14 protein-coding genes are annotated in these 15,340 nt (G+C 69.2%); 5 read left to right on the forward strand and 9 right to left on the reverse strand.

Translation table 11 applies throughout. The features are described 5' to 3' along the window. Window positions 1–15: 15 nt before the first annotated feature. Window positions 16–402: a sterol carrier family protein gene (locus tag ABI214_RS09470; RefSeq protein ID WP_348609222.1), complete on the reverse strand. Its 387-nt coding sequence runs from the start codon at window positions 400–402 to the stop codon at window positions 16–18. Between the two features lie 58 nt (window positions 403–460). Between ABI214_RS09470 and ABI214_RS09475 the strand changes: the two genes are divergently transcribed. Further along, complete coding sequence (locus tag ABI214_RS09475) at window positions 461–907, forward strand: PPOX class F420-dependent oxidoreductase (protein ID WP_348609226.1); 447 nt, start codon at window positions 461–463, stop codon at window positions 905–907. Between the two features lie 6 nt (window positions 908–913). Here ABI214_RS09475 and ABI214_RS09480 read toward each other — a convergent pair whose 3' ends face one another. The 4 genes from ABI214_RS09480 to ABI214_RS09495 form a co-directional block, all read right to left on the reverse strand. Then, window positions 914–1,588 carry a CPBP family intramembrane glutamic endopeptidase gene (locus ABI214_RS09480; RefSeq protein ID WP_348609229.1) on the reverse strand — a complete coding sequence of 225 codons (675 nt, stop codon included), beginning with the start codon at window positions 1,586–1,588 and terminating at the stop codon, window positions 914–916. After that, complete coding sequence (locus ABI214_RS09485; protein WP_348609232.1) at window positions 1,585–3,369, reverse strand: alpha/beta hydrolase; 1,785 nt, start codon at window positions 3,367–3,369, stop codon at window positions 1,585–1,587. The genes ABI214_RS09480 and ABI214_RS09485 overlap by 4 nt, the downstream gene beginning before the upstream one ends. A 3-nt stretch (window positions 3,370–3,372) precedes the next feature. Continuing rightward, window positions 3,373–5,652: a phosphoribosylformylglycinamidine synthase subunit PurL gene (gene purL, locus ABI214_RS09490; protein WP_348609235.1), complete on the reverse strand. Its 2,280-nt coding sequence runs from the start codon at window positions 5,650–5,652 to the stop codon at window positions 3,373–3,375. A 214-nt stretch (window positions 5,653–5,866) separates the two neighbouring features. Next, window positions 5,867–6,277 (reverse strand): hypothetical protein, encoded by a 411-nt coding sequence (locus tag ABI214_RS09495; RefSeq protein WP_348609238.1) that lies wholly within the window; start codon window positions 6,275–6,277, stop codon window positions 5,867–5,869. A gap of 251 nt (window positions 6,278–6,528) precedes the next feature. Between ABI214_RS09495 and ABI214_RS09500 the strand changes: the two genes are divergently transcribed. Genes ABI214_RS09500 through ABI214_RS09510 form a run of 3 tightly spaced genes read left to right on the forward strand, consistent with a single transcriptional unit; the run spans window position 6,529 to window position 9,994 of the window. After that, window positions 6,529–7,494, forward strand: a complete 966-nt coding sequence (locus ABI214_RS09500; protein WP_348609241.1) for a cyclase family protein — start codon at window positions 6,529–6,531, stop codon at window positions 7,492–7,494. Further along, window positions 7,491–9,167 carry a class I adenylate-forming enzyme family protein gene (locus ABI214_RS09505; protein WP_348609244.1) on the forward strand — a complete coding sequence of 559 codons (1,677 nt, stop codon included), beginning with the start codon at window positions 7,491–7,493 and terminating at the stop codon, window positions 9,165–9,167. Before ABI214_RS09500 ends, ABI214_RS09505 begins: the two co-directional genes overlap by 4 nt. After that, on the forward strand, window positions 9,167–9,994 hold the full coding sequence (locus ABI214_RS09510) for an SDR family oxidoreductase (protein ID WP_348609247.1): 828 nt from the start codon (window positions 9,167–9,169) through the stop codon (window positions 9,992–9,994). The genes ABI214_RS09505 and ABI214_RS09510 overlap by 1 nt, the downstream gene beginning before the upstream one ends. A 6-nt stretch (window positions 9,995–10,000) precedes the next feature. Here the strand turns inward: ABI214_RS09510 and ABI214_RS09515 are convergent, their stop codons facing one another. After that, window positions 10,001–10,858 carry a TetR family transcriptional regulator gene (locus ABI214_RS09515; protein WP_348609250.1) on the reverse strand — a complete coding sequence of 286 codons (858 nt, stop codon included), beginning with the start codon at window positions 10,856–10,858 and terminating at the stop codon, window positions 10,001–10,003. 120 nt (window positions 10,859–10,978) lie between these two features. Between ABI214_RS09515 and ABI214_RS09520 the strand changes: the two genes are divergently transcribed. Continuing rightward, on the forward strand, window positions 10,979–12,619 hold the full coding sequence (locus ABI214_RS09520) for a class I adenylate-forming enzyme family protein (protein ID WP_348609253.1): 1,641 nt from the start codon (window positions 10,979–10,981) through the stop codon (window positions 12,617–12,619). Between the two features lie 147 nt (window positions 12,620–12,766). Here the strand turns inward: ABI214_RS09520 and ABI214_RS09525 are convergent, their stop codons facing one another. The 3 genes from ABI214_RS09525 to ABI214_RS09535 all read right to left on the reverse strand — a co-directional run bounded on the left by ABI214_RS09525 (window position 12,767) and on the right by ABI214_RS09535 (window position 15,325). Continuing rightward, window positions 12,767–13,489 carry a hypothetical protein gene (locus ABI214_RS09525; protein WP_348609256.1) on the reverse strand — a complete coding sequence of 241 codons (723 nt, stop codon included), beginning with the start codon at window positions 13,487–13,489 and terminating at the stop codon, window positions 12,767–12,769. A gap of 169 nt (window positions 13,490–13,658) precedes the next feature. Beyond that, on the reverse strand, window positions 13,659–14,951 hold the full coding sequence (locus ABI214_RS09530) for a M18 family aminopeptidase (RefSeq protein ID WP_348609259.1): 1,293 nt from the start codon (window positions 14,949–14,951) through the stop codon (window positions 13,659–13,661). Window positions 14,952–14,974: 23 nt separating this feature from the next. Next, a complete protein-coding gene (locus ABI214_RS09535; RefSeq protein WP_348609262.1) occupies window positions 14,975–15,325 on the reverse strand; it encodes a VOC family protein in 351 nt (116 codons plus the stop codon). Window positions 15,326–15,340: the final 15 nt, after the last annotated feature.

Genomic DNA, 15,340 nt, shown 5'->3' on the forward strand with positions numbered 1-15,340 from the left:
CCCGTCACACACCGATCACAGGCGAAGCAGCGGCAACCAGTGGCCGATCTCCCCCGCCCGGCTGCCCGACGCGTCGAGCGATCCGGCGGCGGTCGCGTCGTCGAAGCCGACCAGTCCGGTCACCAACTGCAGCCAGGTCCGGGGGTCGGTCTCGACGACGTTCGGCGGCGTGCCACGGGTGTGCCGGGGCCCCTCGATGCACTGCACCGCGACGAACGGCGGCACCCGCACCTCGACGCTCGAACCGGGGGCGATCTGTTCGAGGGTGCGGGCGCTGAGCCGGACCGCGGCCGCCAGCACGGCGCGGGCCGGCTTCGTGTCGTCCTCGCCCCGCAGCCACGGCCCGACGGCGAGCAGGGCGCTGCGGAGTTCGGCGGGATCGACGGCACGACGGGCTGGCATGGAGGGTGAATCTACTGACCGTCGGAACAACCCCGCGAGCGGCGCGGTTGCACCAGCCATGAGCACCGACGTCGATACACAGCGTCCGCTTCTCGATCTCGTTGCGTCACAGAACAAGGCGATTCTCGCGACGCTCAAGCGCGACGGGCGACCGCAGCTGTCCAATGTCCTGTACGCGTGGGATCCGGGAACCCGCACCGCCCGGGTCTCGGTGACCGCGGACCGCGCCAAGACCCGCAACGCCGCGCGCGACCCGCGGGTCTCCCTGCACGTGAGCGCACCGGACTTCTGGAGCTACGCCGTCCTCGAGGGCGACGCGGAACTGTCCGCGGTCGCGGCCGATCCACACGACGCCGCAGTCGACGAACTCGTCGAGACGTACCGCGCGGCGGCCGGACGCGAGCACGAGGACTGGGACCAGTTCCGGCGCGCGATGATCGACGAGCGCCGCCAGGTTCTGCGGATCCACGCCGACCGGGTGTACGGCATGGCCGGGCTGCCCTGACACCACTCACATCGGTGGCAGCGGCACCTCGGCGACATCGGTGGTCACCTGGATCCGGCGAAGCAGCAGTGCGCCGCCGACGTTGACGGCCAGGTGCAGCAGGGCCGGTGCGAGCACGCTGCCGCTGCGGGCGCGCAGACGGTCGAAGACGACCGACGCCAGCGCCGTGAACGCGACGGTGCCGGGCACCGAGTCGTTCGCGACGTGCGCCGGGTGCACGTGCCAGAGACCGAAGGCGGCCGCGCGCACCGTGGCGGCCGCCGACGCAGGCCACGCCCGGTCGGTGAGCGCGGTCAGCACCCCGCGGAACAGCAGCTCCTCGGTGATCACGGTGCCGAACGGGATGTGCGCGCCCACCCACTCGGCGAAGTCGTGGCGCACCTCGCCGGACACAGCGAACCTGCTGTGCAGCGACGGCATCGCCAGCGCCACCGCGTAGCCGACGACGGGGATCGCGGCGGCGGCACTCCCCCACACCAATCCGGCCCGGAAGTTCGCGAGACCCAGTTCTTCTCGACGCAGCCCGCTCGCCAGCCCGACACCGGTCGCACCGACCGACAGGAGGGTTCCCGCGGTCGCGCGACTGCGCGGCGACAGCCGCAGCGCGGGCTGTACCGCGTTGTTCCACGCCACCAGCGCCACCGACGACACCGCCGCGGCGACCGACGGCGCGGGTCTCACTTCTCGGGCCCGTCGTGCCCGCGCAGCGACTCGAGCACGCCGCGCGCGCGTTCGGTGTCGGCCGGTGTCCAGCCTTGGGGCTGGGCGACCGCGACCCAGCCGTCGAGGATCGTGGTGCCGTAGTTGTGCCCGTGCCCGTCCGGGACTCCGGCCGCATTCGCGAGATCCGCGCTGACCTGCCAGAACGTCACGAACGGGAACCATTTCATCGACGGCAGCCGATCGAATCCCGGTGGCTCGGTCAGCCAGTCGGGGCGCGCGAAGATCAGGTCGGGCGACCACCACACCACCGGGTCGGACGGGTGCTGGATGTACAGCACCCGCGGTTCGAGCCACGGTCCCGGCGCCCCGGGAATGGCGGCGGCGTCGTCCGCGAACCGGACGACCAGACCGTCCGCGTACACGGGTTGGACCTCGGGCGTGCCGGGGTCGCGCCGCTCGGTGAGTGACTGCCACAGCGGGTTCGCGTTGGGCGGCCCCACCCACAGCACACCGTCGACGGTCTCGCGGATGTCGGCGAGACCGGAGAACGCCCCTTCTCCGGCCTGGGTGCCGAGGCTCTCGCCGTACACGTACAGCTTGGGCCGGGTGGCCTCGGGCTTGGTGAGCCAGCGGTCGTGCACCGCATGGATCAGCGCATCGCCGGCGACGGCCGCCTTACCGCGGTCGGCGATGAACGAGATCCAGCTGGGCAGGTACGAGTACTGGGCGGCGACCAGCGCACTGTCGCCGTTCTCGACGAGTTCGATCGCCTGCGCCGCGGTCGGGTTGACCCAGCCGGTGCCGGTGGTCGGGATGATGACGAGCGCCTTGCGCTCGAAGGCCCCGGTCCGGTCGAGTTCGTCGACCACGACCTTCATCCGGGCGGCGGTGTCGTCCGCGCTCTCGAGCCCGGCGTAGACACGGATGGGTTCCTTCGCGGGCTTGCCGTTGGCGGCGGTCAGCTCGCCGGCGTGGATGCCGCCGGAGACGAAGTTGCGTCCCTCGAAGCCCAGGGTGTCCCACGGCGCCAGCGACATCGGGCTGCCCGACTTCTCGGGCAGGAGGGGCTGCACGGCGCCGGCGCGGGTCTCGTTGTTCTGCAGGCTGAAGGCCGAGTTGACGGCGGCGTAGCCGACGCGCAGCAGGATGCCGTCGACCAGCATGAACACCAGCACCAGCACGACGGCGAGGCCGGCGGCCGAGGCGGCCGGCGGTGGGATCTTGAGCAGCCGGTTGAGTTGGTGCGCCACCCACCGGACGAGATCGCGCAGCACCCGCCACAGCGAGATGATCGCGGCCGCGACGAGGGCACTCAGGCCGAGCGTGCGGAAGTAGCCGGTGGTGGTCGTGCCCTCGGCGTTCATGAGCGTCGACAGTTCGCGCTGCCAGCCGGCCGAGTAGGTCAGCATGATCAGTGCCGCGACGATGGACAGCACCGGCACCGCGACCTTGAGGGCGAGCATGATCCGGCCGGGCAGCGGCCACCACGATCGGCGGGCCAGTCCGAATTCCCAGACCAGCCATCCGATCGCGGTGCCGACGGCATAGCCGATCGCGGCGCTGATGCCGCCGATCAGGCCCTGGAAGAGCCAGTCACGCGGCAGCAGCGACGGCGTCAGCGACCAGCAGAAGAACAGCGTTCCGAACGCGATTCCCGTGAAGTCGAGGTGCAGCAGACCCCACGCCCACACGACGAGCGGGTGCCGCTGGTCGAACCCGGGGGTGACGGCAGGGGTCGACGGCTGCGGGTCCTCCCGCAGCTCAGCGACCGCCTCCCGTTCGACCCCCGAGTCCGTCACACATCACCCAAACAGTGCCGGGAGGGTCGATTCGAACGTCTGGCGCAGCTCGGCCAGAGTGACCGAGAACTGTCCCTGCACCTCGACCGAGTCGGAGCCCTCGTCCACGACGCCGATGCGGACCCACGGCAGACCACGGGCCGAGCACATGCCGGTGAAGCGGGTCTCCTCGGTGCGCGGCACCGCGACCAGCACGCGCCCGGTCGACTCGGAGAACAGCGTCACGAACGGGTCGGCATCCTCCGGCAGCAGGATCCGGCAGCCGGTCTCGCCGGCCAGCGCGGCCTCGACGACGGCCTGCGCGAGGCCGCCCTCGGACAGGTCGTGCGCGGCGGAGATCAGGCCGTCGCGCGAGCCGGCCAGCAGGATGTCGGCCAGCAGCCGCTCCCGCTCGAGGTCGACCTTCGGCGGCACGCCACCGAGGTGGCCGTGCTCGACCTGCGCCCAGATCGAGCCGTCGAACTCGTCTCGAGTCTCACCGAGGAGGATCAGCGTCTCGCCGGGCTCGAGGCCGAGGCCGGTGGGGATGCGACGGTGCACGTCGTCGATCACACCGAGGACGGCGACGACCGGCGTCGGCAGGATCGCGGTGGATCCGGTCTGGTTGTAGAAGCTGACGTTGCCGCCGGTGACCGGGATGCCCAGCTCGGCGCAGCCGTCGGCGAGGCCGCGCACGGCCTGCTGGAACTGCCACATCACGCCCGGGTCCTCGGGCGAACCGAAGTTGAGGCAGTTGGAGACGGCCTTCGGGGTGGCGCCGGTGACGGCGACGTTGCGGTACGCCTCGGCGAGCGCGAGCTGCGCGCCGGCGTACGGATCGAGCATGGTGTAGCGGCCCGACGCGTCGGTGGCCAGCGCGATGCCGCGTCCGGTCTCCTCGTCGATGCGGACCACGCCGCCGTCGGCGTTCTCGGCGAGCACGGTGTTGCCGCGCACGTAGCGGTCGTACTGCTCGGTGATCCACTTGCGGCTGCACAGCGCCGGCGACGCGATCATCTTCAGCAGCGTCGCCTGGAGCTCGTCGGCGGTCTCGGGACGCTTCAGGTCCGCGGTGGTGTTCGCGATCAGCGCGTCCTGGGTGTCGGGACGCTGGACGGGACGCTCGTAGACGGGACCCTCGTGGGCGATGGTGCGCGCGGGGGCGTCGACGACGGTCTCGCCGTGCCAGTCGATGACGAGGTGCTCGCCGTCGGTGACCTCACCGATCACGGTGGCGAGGACGTCCCACTTCTTGCAGACCTCCATGAACGCGTCGACGTTCTCGGGGGTGACGACCGCGCACATGCGCTCCTGCGACTCGCTGGAGAGCACCTCGGCGGCGGTCATGCCGGTGGCGCGCATGGGGACCTTGTCCAGGTCGATGTGCATGCCGCCGTCACCGGCCGCGGCCAGCTCCGACGTCGCGCAGGACAGCCCGGCACCGCCGAGGTCCTGGATGCCGACGACGAGCTTGGCCTTGTACAGGTCGAGGCAGCACTCGATGAGCACCTTCTCGGTGAACGGGTCGCCCACCTGGACAGCGGGCAGCTTCTTGGGGCGGCCGCCGGAGCTCTCGTCGAACGTCTCCGACGCCAGCACCGACACGCCACCGATGCCGTCGAGGCCGGTGCGCGCACCGAACAGGATGATCTTGTTGCCGGCGCCCGACGCGAACGCCAGGTGCAGGTCCTCGACGCGCATCGCGCCCGCGCACAGCGCGTTGACGAGCGGGTTGCCCTGGTAGGAGGCGTCGAACACCGTCTCGCCGCCGACGTTGGGCAGGCCGAGGGAGTTGCCGTAGCCGCCGACGCCGCGCACGACGCCGTCGACGACGCGGCGGGTGTCGGCGTGGTCCGCGGCACCGAAGCGCAGCTGGTCCATGACCGCGATCGGACGCGCGCCCATCGCCATGATGTCGCGGACGATGCCGCCGACGCCGGTCGCCGCGCCCTGGTAGGGCTCGATGTACGACGGGTGGTTGTGCGACTCGACCTTGAAGGTCACGGCCCAGCCGTCGCCGATGTCGACGACGCCCGCGTTCTCGCCGATACCGGCGAGCATCGACGCGCGCATCTCGTCGGTGGTGGTCTCACCGAAGTACTTGAGGTGGACCTTGGAGGACTTGTAGGAGCAGTGCTCGCTCCACATCACCGAGTACATCGCGAGCTCGGCGTCGGTGGGACGGCGGCCGAGAATCTCCTTGATGCGGGCGTACTCGTCGTCCTTGAGGCCCAGTTCCTTGAACGGCTGAGCGACGTCGGGAGTCGCGGAAGCGTGAGTGACGGTATCTACCTGCGGAGACACGGGGCGTGTGGTCCCTTCCCTCTGGGATCGAATCGGCAGGCCGGGCGGCGCGCTGCCAGGGCAAAGTCTAGCCGGGGTCGCCGACGCACCGTGCACCCAGTGCTCGCCGGTCGGTTAACCTGGCCCCGTTTCGCGCGCGGGGCGGAAGAAGTCCGGCCCCTCGATGTCATCGACCGATCCGTCGGGTAAGCGGACTGAAGCAATACGACCTCCCTCAGGGAACACGTCGGAGCCGTACCGAGGCACCGGTGAACAGACCGGCCGCGACGACGATCTGGCCCAGCAGCAGCGACGCGGGCAACGCCATCAGTTCCCAACCGGTCGATCCGAACTCCAGCGCCCATACGATGATCACGACGGCCAGTACCACCGTCGCAATCTGTCCGAGCGCCATCAGCAGTCGAGCGATGTCCACCCGTACGCCACGGCGCACGAGCCCGAACAGGCCGGCCGCAGCCCCCACGAGTGCGGCAATCAACCCGATCGGCGTCGGTAGCACCACCATCAACTCGAACAGCGGGCCTGGCTCGACCATCCCGGTGCTCACCAGTTGAGGCACCACGAACAGCCACACCGAGACGGTGCACAACACCGACACGGCGGACGCGGCCGTAAGCGTCTTCATGATCGAAACCTAGCCCAGCGCAGGAGGGGACGGGGGCGGCCCGTGCGCCGAGCGGCAGGCCGTCCTGTCCTGCGCCTCACCGTCCGACTTCGGCCTCACTCGCCCGACTGTTCACTCTGACTGAACAAGCCTCGAATCCCGGCGGACCAATCATCAAGTGGGGGTTGACTACGCGGCCTTTCGCCTGCCACCCTCTCCCTGAACCGCCTGAACGCTCGCTCGGTTCAGTTCATTGGGAGGAAGGGAAGCGCATGTCCGCCGACATCGAACTGTCAGATCTCACGGATCTGCTGGATGCATCACCCAGCAACTGGGGCAAGTGGGGGGCTGACGACGAAGTCGGCAGCCTCAACTACCTGACCGCCGAGCAGGTCATCGCCGGCGCGGCGCTGATCCGGCGCGGGTCGGTCTTCACGCTCCAGCGACTGATCGGGGACCCGAAGGGCGATCCGGTGTGGCCCGGTCGATCACCGGCCGCGCGCGAGATGATCTACGACGAATCCGATTGGGACGAAGGCGGTTCGGGCCCCTGCTTCCCCGGTGGGCTCCACTACGCCGACGACAAGATCGAGGCCTTCCTGCAGGGTTCGACGCAGTACGACGCCCTCGGCCACGTCTGGTACGACGGCAAGATCTGGAACGGCTACGACGCCCGCACCACGGTCGGCGGCATGGACAAGGCCGGCGTGGAACCGATCGCCCAGCGCGGTGTCGTCGGCAGGGCGATCCTGCTCGACATGGCGCGACACTTCGGCAAGGAGTTCCTGGGGCAGCGCGAGACCTTCGACCACAACGATCTCGAGGCCTGCGCGGAGCGTCAGGGGATCGAGATCCGGAACCGCGACATCATCATCATCCGCACCAACCATCTCGAGATGTTCTTCCGCGACCGGGACGCCTTCTACGCCGACTTCTGTGAGCCCGGCCTGGTCTACTCCCCCGAACTGGTCAAGTGGTTCCAGGACAAGGAGATTCCCAACCTCGTCACCGACACCATCGCCAACGAGGTGACCACCGATCCCAACAACGGGATGGCGCTGGTCCTGCACAACGCCCTGATGCGCAACCTGGGCGTGGCCTTCACCGAGATCTGCGATCTCGAGAAGCTCGCCGCCGACTGCGCCGAGGACGGAACCTACGAGTTCTTCTACGTCGCGGCCCCGCTGAAGATCCATCAGGCCACCGGCGCCCCGGTGAACCCGGTGGTGATCAAGTGACCTACCGGGACCGCCCCTGGCTGCGCCTCTATCCGGAGGGACTGAGCCCCGACATCACCCCGGAGTTCCGCAACGGTCTCGACATGTTCCGATCGGCGGTGCGGCGCGCCCCGGACATGCCCGCCATCAGGTACTTCGACGGGACGCTGACCTACGGCGAACTCGATGCCGCCTCGGACGCCCTCGCGAACCACCTGCAGCGCGGCGGCTTCGGCCGCGGCGACCGTCTGGCGCTGTTCGTCCAGAACAACCCGGCGTTCGTCATCGGACTGCTGGCCGCATGGAAGTGCGGCGGTGCCGGCGTCGCCGTCAACCCGATGAACAAGCAACGAGAGGTCGCCTATCTGCTGCAGGACTCGGGCGCACGGGCGTTGCTCGTCCTCGACGACCTGTACGAGTCGGTGGCGGAACCCGTGCTCGGACAGGAGGAGACGTCGGTCGAACTGGTCGTGACGACGTCGGCGCTCGACGGGCAGCGACGCGACGACGAGCGCGTGTTCGGTGGACTGGCCCGACGGAGCCTGCCCACCGACGACCTGTACACCATCATCGCCGACCACGACGGACGCCGTCCCGCCCCGGTGACGCTCGCGGGCGACGACCTCGCGATCCTCACCTACACCTCGGGGACGACCGGTAAGCCGAAGGGCGCCGTCAATACTCACGCGAACTTTGCGTTCAACGCCCAGACGTACCGCGACTGGGCCCACCTGCGTGACGGCGACCCGGTGCTCGGAATCGCCCCGCTCTTCCACATCTCCGGACTCGTCGGGCACATCATGGTGGCGTTCCTGACGGCGTCACCGGTCGTCCTCTCGCACCGCTTCCAACCGGAGGTGATGCTCGATTCCATCCGGGAGCACCGCCCGGTGTTCACCATCGGCGCGATCACCGCTTTCATCGCGCTGGCCGGCGCGGACGGCGCCTGCCCAGACGACTTCTCGTCGCTGCGTGCGGTCTACTCGGGCGGCGCGCCCGTGGCGCCGGCGGTCGCGGACCGCCTGGAATCGATTTTCGGGACCTATATCCACAACATCTACGGGCTCACCGAGACGAGTTCCCCCTCGCACGCGGTGCCCGCGGGGATGCGCGCGCCGGTCGATCCCGAGTCCGGTGCCCTCTCGGTCGGCGTGCCCGTGTTCAACACCGTCGTCCGGGTGCTCGACGAGCACGGCAACGAGGTTGCCGCCGGGCAGGTCGGGGAGTTCGCCACGACCGGTCCGCAGGTGGCGCCCGGCTACTGGAACAACCCGGAGGCGACCGCCGAGTCCATGCCGGGCGGCGAGTTGCGCACCGGGGACGTCGGATTCATGGACGCGGAGGGCTGGTTCTATCTGGTCGACCGCAAGAAGGACATGATCAACGCCTCCGGCTACAAGGTGTGGCCGCGCGAGGTCGAGGACGTGCTGTACGGTCACCCCGCCGTCCGGGAGGCCGCGGTCGTGGGCATCCCCGACGAGTACCGCGGCGAGACCGTGAAGGCTTTCGTGTCGCTCGCTCCGGGCACTTCGGCGACGGAGGAGGAGCTGATCGAGTTCTGTCGCGAGCGCATGGCGGCCTACAAGTACCCCCGCTCGATCGTGGTGGTCTCCGAGCTGCCGAAGACCGCGACCGGGAAGATCCTGCGTCGGGCAATGCGCGACAACGGAATTCCGGCGGCGGGAGCACTGTGATGGGGCCCGAACTGAGTGGATCGGTCGCCATCGTGACCGGCGCTGCGCACGGACTCGGGTTCGCCCTCGGGCGCGAGTTGCTGGGCCGCGGATGCCGCGTGGTCCTGGCCGACCGGGACGAAGGCGGCGTGCAGGTGGCCGGCGAGACACTGCGCCTGGAACACGGCGACCGGGTCAGGTGGATCGCCGGGGACGCCTCGGACGCACACGACATCGAACGCTCGGTGGCGCTCGCCGAGGAGGCTTTCGGTCCGGTGGACCTGTACGTCGCGAACGCCGGTGTCTTCCAGGGCTTCGGCCTGGACGCCTCGGACGAGCAGTGGACCACGTCGTGGGAAGTAAACGTACAGGCCCACGTACGCGCCGCCCGCCTTCTCGTCCCGTCGTGGCTGCAGCGAGGCGGTGGTCGTTTCGTGTCCATCGCCTCGGCGGCGGGACTGCTGACCCAGTTGGGGTCGCCGACGTACTCGGTGACCAAGCACGCCACCGTGGGATTCGCCGAGTGGCTTGCCGTCACGTACGGCGACCTGGGCGTATCGGTGACCTGCGTGTGCCCGATGGGTATCGCGACCGCAATGATCGGTGACGCCTCCGAATCGGCGGACCGTGAGATGCGATCGGCCGCCGCCACGATCACCCGCGCGGGCGAAGTGATGACGCCGGAAGAGGTTGCCCGCCAGGCGATCGACGGTGTCGACCGCAATCAGTTCCTCGTCCTTCCCCACCCCGAGGTGGCCGACTTCCGTGCCCGGAAGGCCGCCGACATCGACCGTTGGATCTCGGGAATGCAGCGACACAGGCGCGCCACCGACGCCGCAGTCGACTGATCGGGGCTAGGAGTACGCCGGTCGCATGCCGAGCATCGCGCGGGCGTGACCGGCGTACTCCTGCGCGATCTGCTCCGGGGAGAGCGGGCCGATCGGGTCGAACCACTGGGGCAGCGCGGTGCACATCGTGGTGATCGCCCGCGCGGTCGTGTAGGGCCGAGGATGGGTGACCGCGCCCGCAGCGGCCGCCCGATCGAGTTCGGCGTCCATCAGTCCCTGCAGCGCGCGCCGCTCCCCTGCGATGCGGGCCGCCGCGGGCTCCTCCAGGCTTCGGGTCTCGCTGGTACCGACCACCGCGATGTCGCTGCGCACCACGTAGTAGAGCGACAGTGCCTCCACCATGTTCGAGTAGCGCTCGACCGGATCCGAACCGCCGTCGTCGCGGGCCCGGATCAGCCGCGGCCGCAGTTCCTCCATGATCATGTCGACGATGGCGACCAGCAGGCTCTGCTTGCTGCGGTAGTGGTGATAGACGCCCGCCACGCTGATACCGGCACCGTCGGCGATCATCCGCATGGTCGCCGCGTGATAGCCGGTCTCCGTGAACACGTCTATCGCCGAACCCAACACCGGATCGACCGACAACGGTGCGAACTCACGCCACGTCCCCTCCGCGCCGGCGACCGGATCCACGACCGACGGTTCGGCGACCGGGCCGTCGAGCAACCGTTTGACCGGAATCCGGAGCTCCTCGGCGATCTCCTGGAGGCGCGCCAACGTGGGCGAGACCTTGTCATTCTCGATCGCGCTCATCGTTCCGATGCTCACGCCGAGACGGGCCGCCAGCTCGCGGAGGGTCAACCCCACGAGGTTTCGCTCGCGGCGCACATTCGGGCCCACAGCGACAGCAGCTCGTTCAGCCATGCTGAACATGGTAGCCACCGGATCACCAGGTCCGATCACGTCTCGTGTCGTAGGGTTTAGTGCGTCTCGCCGAGGGCCCTCCGGGGCGGCAAGCGGTGCGGGATCGAGAGAGGTGAGAAGGTGACGTCCCCGAAGAGGCCGTGGCTGGCCGGTTTCCCCGCCGAACATCCCGGTTCGATCACTCCCGACTTCGACACCGCGTTGGCGATGGTCGACGCCGCGGTGCAGCGGGGGCCAGAGGCCGTCGCCCTCCACTACTTCGACGGCACCGTCTCCTACGGCGAACTGAGCTCGGCGGCAGACGCTCTCGCCTGCCACCTCCAGGGACTGGGATTCGGCCGCGGCGACCGACTGGCGCTGTGCACGCAGAACAACCCGGCCTTCCTGATCGGTGTCGTCGCGGCGTGGCGAGCGGGGGGCACGCCCGTGGCGCTCAGCCCCATGTGCAAGGAACGGGAGTTCGCCCATTTCGTGAACGACTGCGAACCCAAGGCGCTCCTCGTCCTCGAGGACGTGTTCCAGACCGTCGCGCCCGCGGCGCTTCGCTCATGCCCCATCGAGAACGTCGTCACCGTGTCCGCACTCGACGGCCAGAGTCGCAACGATCCCCGCCTGTTCGCGTCGACCCACCGGATCCCGACGGGCGCCACCGACCTGTACGAACTGGTTGGCGCCCACGACCGCACCCGCCGCCCGACGATCGCCGACAGCCCCACTCCGGACGACCTGGCGATGATCATGTACACCTCCGGAACCACCGGTGTTCCGAAGGGAGCCATGCTGTCTCACCGCAACCTCGTCTTCAGCGCGCAGGTGTACCGGGATTGGGCACGACTGGGTCCGAGCGACCGCGTGCTCGGGCTCTCGCCGCTGTTCCACATCTCGGGGCTGGTGGGACACGTGATGGTGGGCTTCCTGCTGGGATCGCCTCTGGTGCTGTCACACCGCTTCCACCCGGAGGTGATGATCGACTCCGTTCGTGAGCACCGGCCGACGTTCGCGATGGCCGCGATCACCGCCTACATCGCGCTGGCCGACGCCGGGGCGAACGCCACCGACCTCGACTCGCTGGCCGCGCTGTATTCGGGCGGTGCGCCGGTGTCCCCCGCCGTCCTGGCCCGACTCGAAACCGCATTCGGCAAGTACATCCACAACATGTACGGCCTGACCGAGACGAGTTCGCCGTCGCACGCCGTGCCGCTCGGCCGGCGAGCACCGGTGGACCCCGAAACCGGGGTGCTGTCGGTCGGAATTCCGGTGTACAACACGGATGTTCGAGTGATCGACGAAGCGGGTCAGGACGTTCCAGTAGGCGACGTCGGTGAGCTCGTGACCACCGGGCCGCAGGTCGTCCCCGGATACTGGCCGAACGCGGATGTCGGTGCGACGGAGACCGGTACGAACACGTTCCTTACCGGCGACGTCGGATTCATGGATGGCGACGGCTGGTTCTACGTCCTGGACCGCAAGAACGACGTCATCAACGCGTCCGGGTACAAGATCTGGCCGCGCGAGGTCGAGGAGGTTCTGCTGAACCATCCCGACGTGAAAGAAGCTGCGGTGGTGTGCATTCCGGACGACTACCGAGGCGAGTCGGTGAAGGCCTTCGTCGTTGTCCGCGATGGCGCCGAACTCAGCGAACTTGACCTCATCGAGCACGGTCGTCGTTCGATGGCCGCCTTCAAGTACCCCCGCGAGGTTCAGTTCGTAGCCGCACTGCCGAGAACCGTCACGGGAAAGCTGATCCGCAGCCAGCTGTGAGCTGCGGGTGCGCGCCCTCGAGATCGAGGTTCGCGCGCAAACGAAAAGACCTCCGGCCGATGATCGCGTCCGAGACACGACCATCGAACCGGAGGCCCGCGTCGTCAGGCGCCGACGCGCCGCCCTCGGGCGCGCGCGGCGAACTTGCTAGCTGCCGTTCTGCAGGACCCGGGTGATGGCGTCACCGAGGACGTTGCTGATCGACCCGGTCGAGGACAGCTGGCCGTCGGCCGAGCCGAGGCCGCTGGTGTCGAGGCTGCCGCTCACGGCCTCGCCGGCGTTCTTGCCGCGGCCGGTGAAGCAGGACGTCAGGCCCGGGAAGTCGGCGCCGACACCGACGGTGCCGCCCGTGGAGATGCCGCCACTGGTGACCAGGTCGCCGGCCTTCACGCCGTCCGGGACCACGTAGGTGATCTCGAGGGTGACGGGGTTACCGGAGTTCACGAACCACCCGGTGCTGGTGGCGCTCCACCCGGCACCGTTCTTGGTCGGGGTCACGGTCTCGGTGATCTGCGACCCGGGGAGCGCATGGAGGGCAGTCACCCGCGCCTTCACGGGCGCGCCGAACCCGGCCGGCGGGTAGTCGGTGATCCGGTCGACGTAGGGGTTGCCGATGCCGGTGGTGCCGACGACCGTCTTGTAGGTCACCTCGTTGCCGGCGGCCGCCTCCGTGACGTCCACGGTCTTGCTGTAGGTGTGCGTGACACCCACCGTCCAAAAGTCCTGCTTGGTCGTGTTCGACGACTGCTGGCACACGGGTGCGGCAGCCGCGGTTCCGGCGCTGAAGCCGACTCCGGCGGTGACACCCGCTGCGACGATCGCGGCTGACGCGGCTGCTGCCGCAACGCGGCGCAGGGAGGTACGAGACATGCAGAGTTCTCCATTCGGTCCGTGAAGGGCCGCCGCCGTGTGCCGAACTCCCCACAGTCGGCTCAGGCGCAACCCTGGTCCACCCGTACGGGTCGACACGAGTACAACCGTCGCCATTTCTACTGGACCAGCGTCCAATTCCGCAGGAAAACGGGGAAAATGGTCCCAACTACCGAACCGGCGTGAGGAAGGCCGCGAGTGCGTCGGCGTACATTCGGACATCCTTCGCACCCATCAGCTCTCGCGCCGAGTGCATGGCCAGCTGCGGGGCCCCGACGTCGACGGTCGACAGGCCGGTCCGGGACGCGGTGATCGGCCCGATCGTCGACCCGCACGGCAGGTCGGCGCGATGCATGTACCGCTGCAGCGGAACCCCGGCACGGTCGCAGGCCAGCGCGAATTCCGCGGCGCCCGTGGCGTCGGATGCGTACCGCAGATTCTGGTTGACCTTGAGCACCGGGCCGCCGTTGATCTCGATGCGGTGCGCCGGTTCGTGGCGGTCGGGGTAGTTCGGGTGGGTGGCGTGCGCCATGTCGCCCGACGCGCACACCGAGCCGGACATCGCCCGCAGGAAGTCCTCGCGCCCGCCGCCGCGCAGCAGCACGATGCGTTCGAGGACCGAGTTGAGCAGGTCCGAGAAGGCGCCGCGGTCGGACATGCTGCCGACCTCCTCGTGGTCGAACAGCGCGAGCACCGGCGTGCCGTCGCCCGGTTCGGCGACGGCCGCGAGCAGCGCCTGGGTGCCGGCGTAGCAGGTGCCCAGGTTGTCGAGGCGCGGGGCGCTCACCAGCGACGAGTCCACACCGACAACGGCGGACGGCGCCAGGTCGTGCGTCATCAGCTCCCACCCGAGCACCGAGCCCGCGTCCACGCCTGCCTCGCCGGCGAGGAACCCGATGAACGAGCGCGGCTCGCCACCGCTCCCCCACACGGCGTTGACGTGCCGCTGCGGGTCCAACTGGACGCCCTTGCGGTCCTCGGACAGGTGGATCGCCAGCTGCGGCACCCGCAGGATCGGGCGATCGACCCGCACCAGCACCTCCTCGACCGCGTCACCGGAGCGGACGCTGAGCCGCCCGGAGATGCCGAGGTCGCGGTCGAGCCACGAGTTGAGCCACGCGCCGCCGTACGGTTCCAGACCGACGAGCTGCCAGCCGGCCGACACCAGATCGGGGTGCTGCTTGACGCGCAGGTTGGGGCTGTCGGTGTGGCCGCCGACGATCCGGAACGGTGCCGAGGGACCGTCCCCCGCCGGCCCCTCGGTGCTCCACGCGATCAGCGATCCACCCCGGATCAGGTAGTACCGGCCGGGCGCCGACGGCCACGCGTCGGTCTCCCGCAGCTCGGTGAATCCGTTCTCGGCCAGCTCGGCCGCGACCGTCGCGCACACGTGGAACGGCGACGGCGAGGCGTCGACGAACGAACACAATCCCTGGGCGTCGGCCTGCGTCATCGATGGCATACGACAATCATGCAGTACCGGACTCAGTGCGCTCCGGAGATGCAGAACTGGTTGCCCTGCGGGTCGGCGAACACCACCCAGCGGAAGCCGTCCATGTTCTCGCGGTGCACCTCGGTGGCACCTGCCGCCAGCACCCGCTCGACCTCGGCGTCGAGGTCAGGCGACGACAGGTCCATGTGCTGGCGGTTCTTGCCGGGCGCCGGGTCGTCCACCTTCTGGAAGCCGAGTTTGTGCGCCCAGCCGGCGACCGCGACCATGTAGAACCAGCCGTCGTTCTCCTGCTCGATCGTGCCGCCGGTCAGATCGGCCCACCACTTCGCGAGCGGGCCGGGGTCGGTCGAGTCGATCGTGATCATGCCGAGTGTGAGTGCCATGGCAGGACGCTAACG

It is taken from the genome of Prescottella soli, from assembly GCF_040024445.1.
Taxonomy (GTDB): Bacteria; Actinomycetota; Actinomycetes; order Mycobacteriales; family Mycobacteriaceae; genus Prescottella; species Prescottella soli.

Bases quoted from the DNA above. Each gene is read 5' to 3' on its own strand.
- ABI214_RS09530 (WP_348609259.1), bottom strand. From the start codon at position 14,951: ATGCCATCGATGACGCAGGCCGACGCCCAGGGATTGTGTTCGTTCGTC.
- ABI214_RS09500 (WP_348609241.1), top strand. From the start codon at position 6,529: ATGTCCGCCGACATCGAACTGTCAGATCTCACGGATCTGCTGGATGCA.
- ABI214_RS09510 (WP_348609247.1), top strand. From the start codon at position 9,167: ATGGGGCCCGAACTGAGTGGATCGGTCGCCATCGTGACCGGCGCTGCG.
- ABI214_RS09475 (WP_348609226.1), top strand. From the start codon at position 461: ATGAGCACCGACGTCGATACACAGCGTCCGCTTCTCGATCTCGTTGCG.
- ABI214_RS09535 (WP_348609262.1), bottom strand. From the start codon at position 15,325: ATGGCACTCACACTCGGCATGATCACGATCGACTCGACCGACCCCGGC.
- ABI214_RS09525 (WP_348609256.1), bottom strand. From the start codon at position 13,489: ATGTCTCGTACCTCCCTGCGCCGCGTTGCGGCAGCAGCCGCGTCAGCC.
- ABI214_RS09470 (WP_348609222.1), bottom strand. From the start codon at position 402: ATGCCAGCCCGTCGTGCCGTCGATCCCGCCGAACTCCGCAGCGCCCTG.
- ABI214_RS09495 (WP_348609238.1), bottom strand. From the start codon at position 6,277: ATGAAGACGCTTACGGCCGCGTCCGCCGTGTCGGTGTTGTGCACCGTC.
- ABI214_RS09515 (WP_348609250.1), bottom strand. From the start codon at position 10,858: ATGGCTGAACGAGCTGCTGTCGCTGTGGGCCCGAATGTGCGCCGCGAG.